This is a genomic window from Singulisphaera acidiphila DSM 18658 (assembly GCF_000242455.2).
GTDB lineage: Bacteria > Planctomycetota > Planctomycetia > Isosphaerales > Isosphaeraceae > Singulisphaera > Singulisphaera acidiphila.
The window spans coordinates 524273-539702 of sequence record NC_019892.1 but is presented as its reverse complement, the minus strand read 5'-3'; the positions used below and the strand labels follow the sequence as shown (position 1 = coordinate 539702).

Genomic DNA, 15430 nt, shown 5'->3' with positions numbered 1-15430 from the left:
TTCGCGATGAACGGTCGCCCCCTCTCAAAGGGGCTACGAAATGCAAACAGGACCGGACGAGTCCCCTCCCGATAAAAAAAAGGCCCAGATTCCATGACCCGACGACGCCTGATCCTGGTCGCGCTTCCTTGCCTGCTGGCGATCGTCACGGGCGTCTGCCTGGGTCAGCCGCGGTTCGGGCGCGGGCCGAGGACGAGGCCCGGGATCATTCCTGACGATCGCGCGGGAGTGCCCGACTGGAAGGTGGACGAACGGTTCAAGAACGACGTCTTCACCTTCGTGCGAGTCGAGTACGACACGAACTATGGCGGTGGCTTTGGAGGGCGACGCGGTTGGGGAAGAGGAAGGGGAGGCAGTTGGATGACCGACTGGCCCGATAGCGACCTGAACTTCTCGTTCCGGCTTCAGCAACTGACAGCGCTGAAGGTCAACCCCGAGCCGATCTCGTTGCGGCTGACCGACGAGCGTTTGTTCGACTATCCCTTCCTCTACATGATCGAACCAGGCTTCCTCTACTTCTCCGAAGAGGAAGTCGTGGCCCTGCGCCGCTACCTGCTCAACGGCGGCTTTTTGATGGTCGACGACTTCTGGGGCGACTCCGCCTGGGAGCGCGTCGCCGAGCAGTTCAAACGCGTCTTTCCTGACCGGGAGCCGACGGAGATCTCCATCGACCACGAGATCTTCCATTGCGTCTACCGGCTCAAGGAAAAACCGCAAGTCCCGAGCATTCACTCCTGGCAAGGCCCGGGTTCCACCGTAACCTGGGAAGAGCACAATGACGGCGACTCGCGAACCGTCCATTACAAGCAGCTCATCGACGACAAAGGGCGGATGATGGCGATCTTCTGCCACAACACCGACCTGGGAGACGGCTGGGAGCGCGAAGGCATGGACTCGGGCTATTTCCACGAGTTCTCGGAAAAGAAGTCGTACCCGATGGGGATCAACATCGTGACCTACGCCATGACGCACTGAATCGCGGACGAGCCACAAAAGGCGTCCGCCGGCGCGGCACGGGGTCGAGTCGAAAGGAGCGATCGTGACGGTAGACGTCGATGCCTATGAGGGAGAACAACTGGTCGTCGAGGCGATCCACGAGAGCCGCGTCCGGATCGAGCGCGAGCTCGGCAAGGTGATCGTCGGCCAGCGGGAAGCGACGCATCAGCTCCTGATCAGCCTGTTCGCCGGCGGCCACTGCTTGATTACCGGGGCGCCCGGACTGGCGAAAACACTCCTGGTCCGCACCATTGCTCAAGTCTTTGACTTGCGGTTTCAACGGATCCAGTTCACTCCCGACCTGATGCCGGCGGATATCACCGGCACCGAGATTCTCGAGGAGACGGGCGAGGGACACCGGCGATTACAGTTCGTCAAAGGACCGATCTTCGCCAACGTCATCCTCGCCGACGAGATCAACCGGACGCCTCCGAAAACCCAGGCCGCGCTTCTGGAAGCGATGCAGGAGCACCAGGTCACGGCAGCCGGGGTCCGCTACCCGCTCGAAGAACCGTTCTTCGTCCTGGCCACGCAGAACCCGATCGAGATGGAAGGGACCTATCCGCTCCCCGAGGCCCAGCTCGACCGGTTCATGTTCAACGTGATCGTCGACTATCTGCCCGAGGATGATGAAGTCGCTGTCGTTCAGCAAACGACCTCGCGCAAGACCGAACCGCTCAAACCTTTGTTCGACGGCCACGACGTGCTCCGGTTCCACGAGGTGGTTCGCAAGGTCCCGATCGCCGAGGACCTGGTCCGCCACGCCGTCCGGATCGCCTCGGCGACCCGGCCAGGGCCGCAAGCCCCCGACTTCATCAATAGCTGGGTGAGCTGGGGCGCAGGGCTCCGGGCCGCGCAGTCGCTGGTGCTCGGGGCCAAGGCACGGGCCTTGCTCGAGGGCCGATTCCACGTCACGCCCGACGACATCCGCGCGCTCGTCCACCCCACCTTGCGTCACCGCATCCTGCTCGGGTATCGGGCCGAGGCCGACGGCGTGGCCGTCGACGCCGTGATCGACCGTTTGTTGGAACATATCAAGAGGCCACACGACTGATGCCCCCCTTGGACCGTCCCGACCCACGGCCTCCCGGATCCACCTCGAATCGACGCGGAGACCCCGCGCGGCCGGGCGAGGCCCTGATCGATCCGGCGACCTTGATGCGCATCAAGAGCCTGCAGATCCGGGCCAAGGTCACGGTCGAGGGGTTCATCAAGGGGATCCACCGCAGCCCCTACCACGGGTTCTCGGTCGAGTTCAGCGAGTATCGCGAGTACAGCCCGGGAGACGACCCGCGCTACCTCGACTGGCGGCTGTTCGCACGCTCGGACCGCTACTATGTGAAGCGGTTCGAGGACGAGACGAACCTGCGCTGCTACCTCGTGCTCGACACGAGCCGGTCGATGAGCTACAGCTCCGGCAGCTACAGCAAGAGCGACTACGCACGCACGGCGGCGGCCACGATCGCCTACTTCCTCTCGATGCAGCGCGACGCGGTCGGCCTGCTCACCTTCGAGGACAAGATCACCGAGTACCTCCCCGCCCGGCACCGCCCAGGGCACCTCCGCCGGATCATGGCCACGCTCGACCGCGAGCCCACGGGACGCGCGACCAACCTCGCCGAGCCGCTCGAGCAGATCGCCGCGACGGTGCGGAAGCGCGGCCTGATCGTTTTGCTTTCCGACCTGCTGGCCCCGACCGAGACGCTCAAGACAAGGCTGGGCTACCTCCGGTCGCGAGGGCACGACGTCGTCGTCCTGCGGGTCCTCGACCCGGCGGAAGTGCAGTTCAACTTCACAACGCCGGCGATGTACCACGACGTCGAGTCGGGGCGTGAGCTCTATATCGACCCGGACCAGGCCCGCGCCGAGTACCTCCGGAAGTTCAACGCCCACGCCGCCGAGATCGAGCGGGCCTGTGTCGACCTCGGAATTGAATATGAGCGGGTGACGACCGACATGCCCCTGGAGCTCGTGCTCTTCGACCTCCTCAAGGCAAGGATCCGCCGGGGTCGCCGGCCTGGCCGACGCAATGCGCCGGGGCGGGGAGGCGCTCGATGAGCTTCCTCACCCCCTTATATGCTCTTGGACTACTCGCTCTCGCCGCCCCGATCCTCTTCCACCTGATCCAGCGCAAGCCTCGGGGCGAGGTGCCGTTCAGTTCCCTGATGTTCCTGACCCCGACGCCCCCCCGCCTGACCCGACGGAGCCGGCTCGACAATTTGCTCCTGCTCCTGCTCAGGGCGGCGGCCCTCACCTTGCTCGCCCTCGCGTTCGCGCGGCCCTTCTTGCGGCAAGCGGCCAACCTGGACTACGGCAACGTCGCGCGGCGCCGGGTCGCGGTGGTCATCGACACCAGCGCCAGCATGCGTCGCGGCGACCTCTGGCCCAAAGCGAAGAAGCTCGCCGAAGAGGCGATCGCCGCCTGCCGCCCGGCTGATCAACTGGCCCTCTTCGCCTTCGATGGAGCGTCGCGACCGCTGCTGAGCTTCCACGAGTCGGCCACGCTCGACCCGAGCCGGCGGCAGGCCGTCGCAACGGCCCTGGTCGAACGGCTCGAGCCGACCTGGGGGGGGACCCAACTGGGGCAGGCCCTCATCGATGCCGTCGCCGCGATTGAAGACGTGGCGGATACGAGCGAGAAGGCCGGGCGAATGCCGCGCCGGATCGTTCTGATCAGCGACCTTCAGCAGGGGAGCCGGCTCGAAGCGCTCGGCGGATTCGAGTGGCCCTCGGACGTGGAGCTCGACCTCAAAACAGTCACCGACCTGGGCTCGAACGCCAGCCTGCACGCCCTGGCCGACGGAATCGAGACCGAGCACTCGAAGAACGCACCAGGCCGGCGCGTGGGGGTGACCAACGAGCCCGGATCCACCCGCGAGAAGTTCCAGGTCGTCCGGGTCGATGAAAAAGGGAGCGAGACGGGGCCGCCGATCGACGTTTACGTCCCGCCCGGAGAGAGCCGCGTCGTCCGTCTGCCGAAGCCGCAAGGAGAAAGTGCTCCCGGGACACTCCGACTCAAGGGGGACACGCACCCGTTCGACAACACGCTCTACTCGGCCGACGAGCACCGGGAGGAGGCGACCGTCCTCTACGTCGGGAAAGACGAACCCGATGACCCCGCCGGCCTCCTCTACTACCTTGAGCGCGTCTTCCACGACACCCCCCGGCGGCGCGTGACCATCCGCACGGCCTCGCCCGCCGTGGCGCTCACGCTCGAATCAACGCAGGCCCTGCCGCTGGTCATCCTCACTGCCGAGACCACCACGGAGAACGCCCGCAAGCTCCACGCCTATGGGCAAAGCGGCGGGACCGTGCTCGATGTCGTGACGACGGCCGGCAAGGCCGAGACACTGGCCACCCTCCTGGACGTCGCCCCTTGGGAGATCGAGGAGGGAGCCGTCAAGCGCGACCTGATGTTGGGGGAGATCGCGTTTGACCATCCGCTCTTCTCCGCGCTGGCGGGCGCTCAGTACAACGACTTCACGAAGATCCACTTCTGGAAGTATCGTCGCATCAGCACAGATCCGTTCAAAGACGCGCGCATCCTGGCGCGGTTCGAGAACGGCGACCCGGCGATCGTGGAGCAGGGGATCGGCAAAGGAAGAGTCATCGTGCTGGCGAGCGGGTGGAACCCCAATGACAGCCAGCTCGCGCGGTCATCGAAGTTCGTGCCGTTGATGGCCGCGCTGCTTGAGGGACGCGACGCCCGGCCGGCCACTCAGGCAAACCTCTTGGTTCACGATCCCGTGGCGCTGCCGGTGACCGAAGGGGCCGCCAAGGGCCTGGTCGTCCGCACGCCGGGCGGGGGGACGGTCGCCACCGCGCCGGGCCGCACCGCGTTCTTGGAGACGGATCGGCCCGGCCTCTACACGATCGAGACAGCGGCAGGCGCACGCGAGTTCGCCGTGAACCTCGATCCGCTGGAGAGCAAGACCGCCCCTCTGCACGTCGAAACCCTGGAGCAGTTCGGCTGTCGACTGGCGAACCCTTCCCGAACGACCGTCGACCGCGACCACCTTCGGCAGATGCATAACGCCGAGCTCGAAGGGCGACAGAAGCTCTGGCGCTGGCTGATCGTAGCGGCCATCGGCATCCTGATCGTCGAAACCTGGCTGGCGGGGCGGCAGACTGCGCCTCGTTCGGCCCGCGCGGAGGCCCTGACGACATGAGCACGGAACTGCGGCAAGCCCTGGAACGAGTCGCACGCCGATTCCGGCACGTCCGGCTCTGGAGTACGTTGGCTCTTTGCTGGCTGTTGTGGGGCCTCATCGGCCTGGGACTCGCCGTCTTGCTGGCGAAATCGGGCGCGGCGGAATCCACAACGACGCCCGCTCGTTGGGTGCCGGCGATCCTGGCGGCCCTGGCCTTGGCGACCGGTGCCTACACGGCCATCGCAGCGCAACGCTCAGCACGCGACCCGCGCTGGGTGGCCAGACGAATCGAAGCCAAACACCCCGAGCTGGCGACCGGCCTGCTTGCCGCAGTCGAGCAGGCGGTCGCAACCCCCGCCGAACGGTTCGGGTTCCTGCAAGCCACCGTCATCCGAAAAGCCCTCGACCACCGCCAGGCCCATAACTGGGATGACGTCGTGCCAACCCGGCGGCTGCGAGCCTCGCACCTGGCCCACGCGATCGCACTCACGTTCATGATCGTCACGGTCATCGGCCTCGTGATGGAGACCCGCTCCCACGCCAACGGACGGAATCCGTTCGTAACCACGGCAGTCGCGACCGGTGTCGTGGTCGATCCGGGGAATACGGAGCTCGAGCGTGGGACCTCGCTCCTGGTCGTCGCGCGATTCCTCGACGCGGTCCCGGCCGAGGCGAGCCTGGTCGTCGGCCCGGACGCGAAGCAAGCCGGAGCGAGCCGGACGATGACTCGCAGCCTGGAAGACCCGACTTTCGCCGCGCGAGTCGAGTCGGTCGACGCCGACCTCACATATCACGTCGAATTCGCGGGTCGGAGCACACCGACCTATCGCGTCCACGTGTTCGAGTACCCCGAGCTTCAACGCACCGACGCCACGTTCGTTTTCCCCAAGTACACCGCGCTCGAGACCAAGACCGTCGAGGATATCCGGCACGTCACAGCAGTCGAGGGGACCGAGCTCACCTTGCTCTGCCACCTCAACAAGGACGTGACCGTGGCCCGCCTGGTCGACGAGCAAGGACAGGCCGTTCCCCTCACGCGGCACGAAGCAGAAGGTGCCCCCCTCTACCGCACCACCCTCACGCTCACCGACCCCAAGCGGTTCAAGGTCCAGCTCATCGACCGCGATGGACGGACCAACAAGCTGACCTCTGAAATCGTGATCAACGTCACGCGCAACCGGCCGCCGAGCGTCGCGATGACGCAGCCGTCGCGGGACGTCCGGGTCTCGCCGGTCGAGGAGCTCACGCTCAAGGCCAAGCTCGACGACGATTTCGGGGTGGTCCGCCACGGCCTCACCTACAGCGTGGCAGGCCAGCCCCCGCAAGAGGCGGTGCTGACGACTCCTGCATCCAAGAGCGTGAAAGCCGAGCATCTCCTCAATTTTGAATCCTTCAACGCCATCCCCGACCAGCTCGTCACCTACTTCTTCTGGGCCGAGGACGTCGGCCCAGACAATCAGCCAAGGCGCACTTCGGGCGACATGTTCTTCGCCGAGGTCCGCCACTTCGAGGAAATCTTCCGCCAAGGGGAAGCGCCCCCCAGCAGCGCATCCGAGAACCAGGAACAGGGGCAAGGCCAGAACGCCCAGCAGACGGATCAGCTCGCCGAGCTGCAAAAAGAGATCATCAACGGCACCTGGAAAGTGATCCGCCGCGAAACCGGGGCCAAGCGCTCCGCCGAGTTCAGCCAGGACAGCAAGCTCCTCCTCGAGTCCCAGCAATCGGCCATCAAGCAGGCGGGGGAGCTTGCCGAGAAGCTCCGCGACCCAAAGTCGAAGGCGAGCCTCGAACAGGCGACCCGGTTCATGAAGGACGCGGAGAAGCAACTGGCCGAAGCCGTGAAATCAACGTCGATCGCCGCGCACACGCCGGCCCTCGCCGCCGAGCAGGCGGCCTATCAAGCCTTGCTCAAGCTTCGAGCCCGTGAGTTCGAGGTCACGCGCAGCCGCTCGCGACAACGAAACCAACAAGGGGGGCAAGCCTCAGCCGGCAGCCCGTCGCAGCAGCAGCTCCAGCAGCTTGAACTCTCGAATGAAGAGAACCGCTACGAAGAGCAGAGCACGGCCCGGGCCCAGTCACAACGGGAACAGGAACAGCGCGAGACCCGACAAGTCATCAGCCGGCTCCGCGAACTGGCCCAGCGGCAAACCGACCTGAATGACCGGCTCAAGGAACTGCAATCGGCCCTCGAAGAAGCCAAGACGGCCGAGGCAAAGCAGGAGATCGAACGCCAGCTCAAGCGGCTCAGAGATCAGGAGCAGCAGATCCTCCGCGACACCGACGAACTTCGCGAACGGATGGAACGAGAAGAAAACAAGGAACGAATGGCCGAGGCCCGCCAGCAGATCGAGCAGAGCCGGGAGCACGTCCGGCAGGCTTCCGAGGCGCTTGAGCAAGGCCAGGTCCCGCAAGCCCTCACCGAGGGCGCTCGGGCCGGCCGGCAACTGAACGACCTTCGCGAGGAACTCCGCAAAGGCGCGGCCGACCGGTTCACGGAAGAAATGACCGAGATGCGCAACCAGGCGCGGCAACTCGACGACGATCAAGACAAGCTTTCCGAACGGCTCGAGGCCAGGGACAAACAGGCGGCCCGGTCGCTCCGCGACAACGGAGAAAGTGAACAGACCAAGCAAGGGCTCGAACAGCAGAAGAAACGGCTCGACCAACTCCTCGACCGGATGCAAAACACGGTGCAAGAGGCGGAAGAGTCGGAGCCACTCCTGGCCAAGGGACTCTACGACACGGTTCGCAAAGCCAACGAACAGAAGATCGCCGACGCCTTGAAAGTCGCCGAACAACTGGCCGACGCGGGAATCGCCGAGGAGGCCGCCAAGGCCTCCCGACACGCCGGCCAGGGCATCGACCAACTCCGCAAAGGCGTCGAACACGCAGCCGAAAGCGTCCTCGGCGACGAAACGGCCGCTCTCAAGCGGGCACAGGGCGAAGTGGAAGACCTCGCCGACCAGATCAACCGCGAAATCGCCCGAGCCACGGGCGAAGAGCAAGGCGGCCGGCCGGCCCAGGGAGATCCACGAAATCGCCAGGGCCGACAAGGCGAACAAGATCCACAGCAGCCAGGACAGCAAGGGCAACAGGGACAACAGCAAGGGCAACAGGGACAACAGCCAGAACAGCAGGAACAACAGTCAGGACAGCAAGGCCAGCAGTCAGGACAGCAAGGCCAGCAGCCAGGACAGCAAGGCCAGCAGCCAGGACAGCAGGGGCAACAGCCAGGACAACAAGGCCAGCGTGGAGGTCAAAGGGGCCAGCAAGGGCAGGGGTCCTTGCGTGGCGGCGACGCCCCTCAAGGCGAGCAACCAGGGCAGCCGGGCGAGGGCCAGCAAGGACGGCAGGCAGGAGCCCCAGGGGGCGGAGGGGGTGGTTCCGGACTTGAGCAGATGCTTGAAGGACTCTCCAACAGGGGCGGGGGAGCTCCCGGGGGACCGATCACGGGGGAGGGCTTCCGCCGCTGGTCCGACCGGATGCGCGACGTCGAGGAACTGCTCAACGACCCCGACCTGCGGGCCGAAGCCGCGCGGATCCGGGATCGCGTGCGAGGGGCGCGTGAGGAATTCAAACGCCACTCCCAAGAGCCCGACTGGACCAAGCTCAAGGATCTCGTGGCCGAACCGATCGGGGAACTCAGCAAACGGATCGCCGAGGAAGTGCGCAAGCGTGAATCCCCCGATTCGTTGGTCCCGATCGACCGCGATTCCGTCCCTCCCGAGTTCGCCGAAGGAGTGCGCCGCTACTACGAGCAACTGGGCAGCGGCCTCAAAAAAGGGAGGACCGACCGGTAATCCGCCTGGAGAAAGAACCAGGAAGAGAAGGGCACGGCCCACCACGGGAAAAGCCTTGGGGAAAGAGTGACCGAGACCGGGTGGCGACGTGGCCACGGCCTGCTTGATTGCTTTCCACAACTTGTGAACAAGTCCAGTGACGGCCAAATGAGACGCAGTCGATGACGATGCCTTCCATCATCTGGGGATCGCCGCAATGGCTGGCCGGTGCCGGCCTCATCATCGGGGTCGCGACCGTCTCGCTCCTCTGGAGCTACGGGCGGGCGCACACGACACGCTCCGTGAAAATGGCCGGGGCTCTTCTCAAAGCCGCCGGCTTCACGGCCCTGGCCCTCAGCCTGCTGGAACCGCTGCTGACCGGCACGCGCCCCCGGCGCGGGGCGAACGCGTTCGTGATCCTGGCCGATAACAGCCAGAGCCTCCTGATCCGAGACGGCAAGGATCCGCAGACCAGGGGCGATTGGGTGCGCAACCGGCTCGCCAAGGAGTCGAGTTGGAAGACCCGGCTCGGACAAGACTTCGACGTGCGCAACTATGCGTTCGACTCGCACCTCCGCGCGGTGGACGGCTTCGACACCCTGACGTTCGACGGCACGGGGACCACGCTGACCTCGTCGCTCTCCGCGCTGTCGAAGCGGTTCCGCGGCCTGCCGCTCGCCGGCGTTTTGCTCTTCACCGACGGCAATCGAACCGACGTCGGAGAGCTCGACTGGCCGGGCTTGCCGCCGATCTATCCCGTGGTCCCCCCTGCGCAAGGGGTCGCCAAGGACATCGGCGTCGCCAACGTCTCGATCAGCCAGACCAACTTCGAGTCGGCCCCCGTCGTCGTCCGGGCCGACGTCACGGCCACCGGCTTCAAGGGGGAGACGATCGTCGCCGTCGTCACCGACGAGGCTGACCGAGACATCGAGCGGCTGGAGGCGAAAGCGACCGGGGACGCCAAGCCGCTCAACTTCCGGTTCCAGTTCCGCCCCGAGCGGAAAGGGGTCAGCGTCTACCGCGTCCGCGCGTTCGCCGCCTCGGACGAGAAAAAGACGAAGCAAGCCAGCAAAAGTGAATCTTCCGAGGAGCAGACGCTCGCCAACAACAGCCGGCTGATCGTCGTCGACCAGGGGAGCGGCCCTTACCGGGTGCTCTACGTGAGCGGGCGGCCCAACTGGGAGTTCAAGTTCCTTCGCCGCGCGCTGGCCGACGACGAGCAGGTCGAGCTCGTCGGCCTGATCCGGATCGCCAAGCGCCAGCCCAAGTTCGATTTCCGGAGCGCGCGGACCTCGTCGGCCTCGCCGCTGTTCGACGGGTTCGAGAACCCCGACGCCGATACGGCCGAGCCGGTCGACCAACCGGTCCTCGTCCGCCTGGGCACGCGCGACGAGGTCGAACTTCGCGACGGATTCCCCAAAACGGCCGACGAGTTGTACCGTTACCACGCGGTCGTGCTCGACGACGTCGAGGCCGAGTTCTTCACCCAGGACCAGCTCGGCCTGCTCCGCAACTTCGTGAGCCAACGCGGCGGCGGCCTCTTGATGCTTGGCGGCCCCGACTCGTTCGCCGACGGCAAGTACGACCGTAACCCGGTCGGCGAGCTCTTGCCCGTCTACCTCAACCGGCCCGCCACGATCCCCGCCCTGGCCGACCATCAACTGGTGCTCACCCGTGAAGGTTGGCTCCAACCCTGGGTCAGAACGCGAAAGACCGAGGAGGAGGAGCGGCAACGGCTCGCGACGATGCCCCCCTTCCGCACGCTCAGCCAGGTCGGCACCATCAAGCCGGGGGCGGCCGTGCTCGCGCAGGTCCGCAACGCCACAGGCGACCTCGCCCCCGCGCTCGTGGCCCAGCAGTTCGGCAAGGGGCACGTCGCGGCCCTGATGATCGGCGACCTCTGGCGCTGGGGCCTGCACCGTCAGGATCCGGCCGAGAGCGACCTCGAACGCTCGTGGCGGCAGACCGTCCGCTGGCTGGTCGGCGACGTCCCGGGCCAGGTCGAGGTCAACGTCCATCCCAAGGCCGACTCGACCGCCCCCGCCGTCGTGCTCACGACCCGGGTCCGCGACGCCGAGTACCGACCGCTCGACAATGCTAAGGTCACCTTCAAAATCAGCCTGCCCGGAGGCGACGACCTGACCCTGGACGGCGAGCCCGACCGCAACGAGGCCGGCGCCTACACGGCGACCTACGTCACCAAGCAGCCCGGCGCCTACCGCGTCACGACCACCGCCAACGCGCCTGACGGCAGCACCATCGGCGAGAAGGAAGCCGGCTGGGCCGCCCAGCCCTCGGCCGACGAATTCGCCCGCCTCACACCCGACCGGGAATTCCTCGAATCGATCGCGGCCAAGACCAAGGGGGAAGTGGTGGACGGCGACCAACTCGCCCCGTTCGTCGCCAGCCTCTCGTCACGCCACGCGCCGATCAACGAACCGTGGACCTCGCCGTTGTGGCATCAACCGCTCTATTTCCTCATCGCCATCGTCTGCCTGACGGCCGAATGGGGCGTCCGACGCGTTAATGGCCTTGTATAATATTTTTGCATATTTTTTTCTGAAATCATCATGACCACATTGCTTGCGATCTGCCTGAGCCTGGCAACGACAACAACCGCCGAGACCGGCGATCGGCCGTGCGTCCTCATCGTCGTCGGCGCTCCGGGCAGCTCGGAGTACGAGTCCCGGTTCCACCAGTGGGCCAGCCAGTGGCAGGCCGCCACCGAGAAGGCGGACGCCGAAGCGATCGCAATCGGCCTGGGCCGAGAGTCGGGCACCACCGACCACGATCGCTTGCAGTCGATCCTGGCCGAGAAAGCCAAGGCCGGCACCAGCCGGGAACCGCTCTGGATCGTGCTGATCGGCCACGGCACTTTCGACGGCCGCGAGGCCAAGTTCAACCTGCGGGGGCCGGATGTAACCGACCTCGAGCTCTTCGAATGGCTCAAGCCGCTCCAGCGCCCGGTCGCGTTCATCAACTGCGCCTCGGCGAGCGGTCCGTTCCTCAATCGCCTCTCAGGCCCCGACCGCGTCATCATCACCGCGACCCGGAGCGGCAACGAGCAAAACTACGCCCGCTTCGGCCAGTACCTCGCCGAAGCGATCGCCAACCCCAGCGCCGACCTGGATAAGGACGGGCAGGTCTCGCTCCTTGAAGCGTACCTGACGGCCGGTGGCCGGGTCGAGGAATCGTATCGCGCCCAGTCGCAGCTCGCCACCGAGCACGCCCTTCTCGACGATAACGGCGACAAGCTGGGCACACCGGCCGACTGGTTTCGCGGCGTCCGCGCTACCCGGCGAGCCAAGGACGGAGCCCCCCTGGACGGCATCCGCGCCAACCAGTTCGTCCTCATCCCCAGCGATCGCGAGCGCAAGCTGCCGGCGGAGATCCGTCAGAAACGCGACCAGCTCGAACGCTCCATCGCCGCCCTGCGCGACGAAAAGGCGAAGCTGGCCGCCGACACCTACTACGAACGCCTCGAACCCTTGATGACCGAGCTAGCCAAGCTCTATCGCGCAATGCCCACAGCGACCACCGAGCGCAAGCCCTGAAATGGGGAATTTCTTCGATTCCAGGCGAACCGTGAGACAACGAAGGGACCGTTGTCGACTGATCGCTCGCCTGGTAAAGCGCCGACCTTACGGCCGCGCCGGCTTGAGCTTGGCGATCAGGAACTCGGTGCCGTTGGCATAATCCGGGTCGGTTTGCCCCGGGTAGTTGAGGTGGGCTTCGACGCCCTCTTGCTTGAGCTTCTCTTGAAGCATCAGGCCGAGGACGGCCGAGTGGGTCGGATCGCGCTGGTCCTCACCGACCTTGGCGGGCTTGTCCTGCGCCGGGTAATCCAGGTAGACGGGAGGGTCCCCCGCGCTGGCATGCTCATAGGGAGAATACTCCTTGATCCAGGGCAAGACCTCATCGCGGTGGTCGTGAAACGCCTGGAACTCGATCGTGCGATTCTGCCCTTGTTTCCAGAAGCCGAAGGCGTGACCGCCGTAGGCCATGTTGGGAATCCACGACCGGAGTTGCTTGGCGTCGAGAGCCGTCTGCGCGCCGACGACCGCCGCGCAGGTCAGCCGGGTCGACTCGCGGGCCACCGGATCGGAGTTGTCGGGCTTGGCCAGGTCGTCGTGCATGGCCAGCCAGAGCGACGAGCAGGCGCCGGCCGACCCGCCGGTGGCCGCCACGCGCGTCTTGTCGATGTTCCACTCCTCGGCCTTGGACCGGAGGAATTGAACCGCCCGCGCCGCGTCTTCGAGCGGCCACTTGACGGGCGGTTTGACGTCGGCCTCGTAGGCCTGGGGAAGGAACCGGTAATTGATCGCCGCGACCGAGATCCCCTGAGCCAGCAGCTTCTTCAAATCGACGGTGCCGACCCGCGCCTTGTCCCCATTCATCCAGCCGCCACCGTGGATGTAGACGACCAAGGGGGTCGGGGTCGCCGACTCCGCCTTGTAGAAGTCGAGGACCTCGCGTGCATGGTCCCCATACGGCACGTTGGCGAACGTCGGCGGTTGTTGAGGAATGCTGGCTTTCGCCTTGGCCTTCGCCTTCTCCTCCGGCTTCGGGGCCTGAGACAGAGCCGGGCGGCTCGTGGACGCTCCGAAGAGCATCACCACCAGCGTGCATGCAAGGACTCGTCGCGAGAGGAACGCCAGAGAGCGCATCGGGATGACTCCTCCAGAACGGTTCGCCAAAGGAAAGTTCTTCCGTGCCAGGGCGGCGAAGAACCCCACTCTTGCCCATCTTTCGAGAATCAGGAGCATAACCGACGCGATGCAGCGCGTCACGCCAGCCCTGTCCGCCGCCGCCACGCCAGGTCCCTGGTGCCTGAGGTCGAAACCTTATCGGCCGTAAAGGCTTACAGGTCCATGAGGTGTGATGTTTTCCCACGCGTTTACCAGCGGTTCGGCCGAGTGGGCTATTGAATTGGCCCGTGCGATCCGTTGAAATATTTGCTCGCATCCATCGCCCGAGGCGATAAGCGGGCAAGATCGGAACGAGCCGTCCACCCGGCAAAGTTCCACCCCCCGCCTCGATCCAGGGCACCGCCGCTCTCGACCAGCCCCCCAAGACTTGGAATGGAAGGCCCGATTCTCTACCTTGCGTCGACCGATAAGCCTGGCCCAAGCGACCCTGTCGCGCCCTGGCCAGACGATCCGGCGATTGGCATTGAGATCGGTCACCGGACGTTCCCTCGCTTGCCAAGGCCGGACGGCGACGGCGGATCGAGTGCTGGTCCCACTCGGCCCGCTCGCCCCGTCGTAGAGCGCTTCCATAACGTCTAGATCAAGGGTGATTCTTTGGAACCGATACGGGTTCATTTCCCGGGCTCCGGGGCATTCCACCTCGAGCTCAAACGCCGGGTTGCCGAGTACTTCGAAGGAGTGCAGATCTCACCGCGTGACGCCGCGTGGATGTATCTGAAGTCGGCGATCCTGCTCAGTTGGACAGTCAGCGCCTACCTCTTGCTGATCACCAACTCGCTCGCCTGGTGGCTGACCCCAATCGCCGCAATCTGCCTGGCGGTGGGAATGGCCGGCATCGGCGTCAGCGTGCAACACGACGCCAACCATGGCGGCTACTCGCGAAACCGCTGGGTCAACCGCCTCTTCGGCTGTTGCCTCGACGTGATGGGCGGAAGCTCCTACATCTGGTACTGGAAGCACAACATCGTCCACCACACCTACACCAACATCTCCGGGATCGACGTCGACGTCGACATCGAACCCTTCCTCCGGCTCGCGCCCACCCAACCCCTCCTGCGTTACCACAAATACCAATACATTTATATTTGGTTTATTTATGGCCTCCTGCCCGCCAACTGGCACTTCTACGCGGACTATCGCGACCTGGTGAACAGCGACATCGGCGGCATGCCGATTCCGAGGCCGAGCCGACTGGTCTTGATCGCCACGCTCTTCGGCAAGCTCTTCTTCTACGGCTGGTCGCTGATTCTGCCGCTAATCCTCTATCCGACGTTGCCTGTCCTGGGGTTGTACCTGCTCACCACGTTCACGCTCGGCACGGTGCTGACCACGACGTTCCAACTGGCGCATTGCCTGGAGGAAACCGAGGTGCATGTCGCCACCACCGAGTCCAACTCGGTGGAAGCGGGCTGGGCCGAGCACCAGGTGCGGACCACGGCCAACTTCGCGCCTCGGAACCGGTTCCTGACGTGGTACCTCGGCGGCCTGAACTATCAGATCGAGCATCACCTGTTCCCCAAGGTCTGCCACGTCCACTACCCGGCGATCTCGCCGATCGTCGAGGCCACCTGTAAAGACTTCGGCATCCCTTACCAGATTCACCCGACCTTCCGCGATGCCCTATCGTCGCACGTCCGTTGGCTCTACCGGATGGGCCGGCTCGAACCGGTGCCGGTGACCGAACTGGTCCCCTCGGCGTAACCACTCGGACGACGGTCAACTCGCCACTCCTCCTTGTCATGGGGGCCGGAGCCCCAAAAAAGAGCGGCTCCGGTTCCCCATCACTCGACGGCCA

At 65.3% G+C, this 15430-nt stretch carries 9 protein-coding genes; 8 read left to right on the top strand and 1 reads right to left on the bottom strand.

Annotated features, from left to right (window positions below; all coding sequences use genetic code 11):
• Positions 1–93 precede the first annotated feature (93 nt).
• The 7 genes from SINAC_RS01980 (at position 94) to SINAC_RS01950 (ending at position 12480) form a co-directional block, all read left to right on the top strand.
• A complete protein-coding gene (locus SINAC_RS01980) occupies positions 94–975 on the top strand; it encodes a DUF4159 domain-containing protein (RefSeq protein ID WP_015244030.1) in 882 nt (293 codons plus the stop codon).
• A 64-nt stretch (positions 976–1039) separates the two neighbouring features.
• Positions 1040–2050 carry an AAA family ATPase gene (locus SINAC_RS01975; RefSeq protein WP_015244029.1) on the top strand — a complete coding sequence of 337 codons (1011 nt, stop codon included), beginning with the start codon at positions 1040–1042 and terminating at the stop codon, positions 2048–2050.
• Positions 2050–3054 (top strand): DUF58 domain-containing protein, encoded by a 1005-nt coding sequence (locus SINAC_RS01970; protein ID WP_015244028.1) that lies wholly within the window; start codon positions 2050–2052, stop codon positions 3052–3054. The genes SINAC_RS01975 and SINAC_RS01970 overlap by 1 nt, the downstream gene beginning before the upstream one ends.
• A complete protein-coding gene (locus SINAC_RS01965; protein ID WP_015244027.1) occupies positions 3051–5165 on the top strand; it encodes a vWA domain-containing protein in 2115 nt (704 codons plus the stop codon). Before SINAC_RS01970 ends, SINAC_RS01965 begins: the two co-directional genes overlap by 4 nt.
• Entirely contained in the window at positions 5162–8947 is a 3786-nt protein-coding gene (locus SINAC_RS01960) for a DUF4175 family protein (RefSeq protein WP_015244026.1), read from the top strand. The genes SINAC_RS01965 and SINAC_RS01960 overlap by 4 nt, the downstream gene beginning before the upstream one ends.
• A gap of 161 nt (positions 8948–9108) precedes the next feature.
• Positions 9109–11466: a glutamine amidotransferase gene (locus tag SINAC_RS01955; RefSeq protein WP_015244025.1), complete on the top strand. Its 2358-nt coding sequence runs from the start codon at positions 9109–9111 to the stop codon at positions 11464–11466.
• A 30-nt stretch (positions 11467–11496) separates the two neighbouring features.
• Entirely contained in the window at positions 11497–12480 is a 984-nt protein-coding gene (locus tag SINAC_RS01950) for a hypothetical protein (protein WP_015244024.1), read from the top strand.
• Between the two features lie 87 nt (positions 12481–12567).
• Here SINAC_RS01950 and SINAC_RS01945 read toward each other — a convergent pair whose 3' ends face one another.
• Positions 12568–13593: an alpha/beta hydrolase gene (locus tag SINAC_RS01945; RefSeq protein WP_015244023.1), complete on the bottom strand. Its 1026-nt coding sequence runs from the start codon at positions 13591–13593 to the stop codon at positions 12568–12570.
• A gap of 636 nt (positions 13594–14229) precedes the next feature.
• Between SINAC_RS01945 and SINAC_RS01940 the strand changes: the two genes are divergently transcribed.
• On the top strand, positions 14230–15336 hold the full coding sequence (locus SINAC_RS01940) for a fatty acid desaturase family protein (RefSeq protein ID WP_015244022.1): 1107 nt from the start codon (positions 14230–14232) through the stop codon (positions 15334–15336).
• Positions 15337–15430 lie beyond the last annotated feature (94 nt).

What these genes read in the sequence shown, in the direction of transcription:
- SINAC_RS01980 (WP_015244030.1), top strand. Translation starts at nt 94, where the DNA reads ATGACCCGACGACGCCTGATCCTGGTCGCGCTTCCTTGCCTGCTGGCG.
- SINAC_RS01970 (WP_015244028.1), top strand. Translation starts at nt 2,050, where the DNA reads ATGCCCCCCTTGGACCGTCCCGACCCACGGCCTCCCGGATCCACCTCG.
- SINAC_RS01965 (WP_015244027.1), top strand. Translation starts at nt 3,051, where the DNA reads ATGAGCTTCCTCACCCCCTTATATGCTCTTGGACTACTCGCTCTCGCC.
- SINAC_RS01960 (WP_015244026.1), top strand. Translation starts at nt 5,162, where the DNA reads ATGAGCACGGAACTGCGGCAAGCCCTGGAACGAGTCGCACGCCGATTC.
- SINAC_RS01955 (WP_015244025.1), top strand. Translation starts at nt 9,109, where the DNA reads ATGACGATGCCTTCCATCATCTGGGGATCGCCGCAATGGCTGGCCGGT.
- SINAC_RS01950 (WP_015244024.1), top strand. Translation starts at nt 11,497, where the DNA reads ATGACCACATTGCTTGCGATCTGCCTGAGCCTGGCAACGACAACAACC.
- SINAC_RS01945 (WP_015244023.1), bottom strand. Translation starts at nt 13,593, where the DNA reads ATGCGCTCTCTGGCGTTCCTCTCGCGACGAGTCCTTGCATGCACGCTG.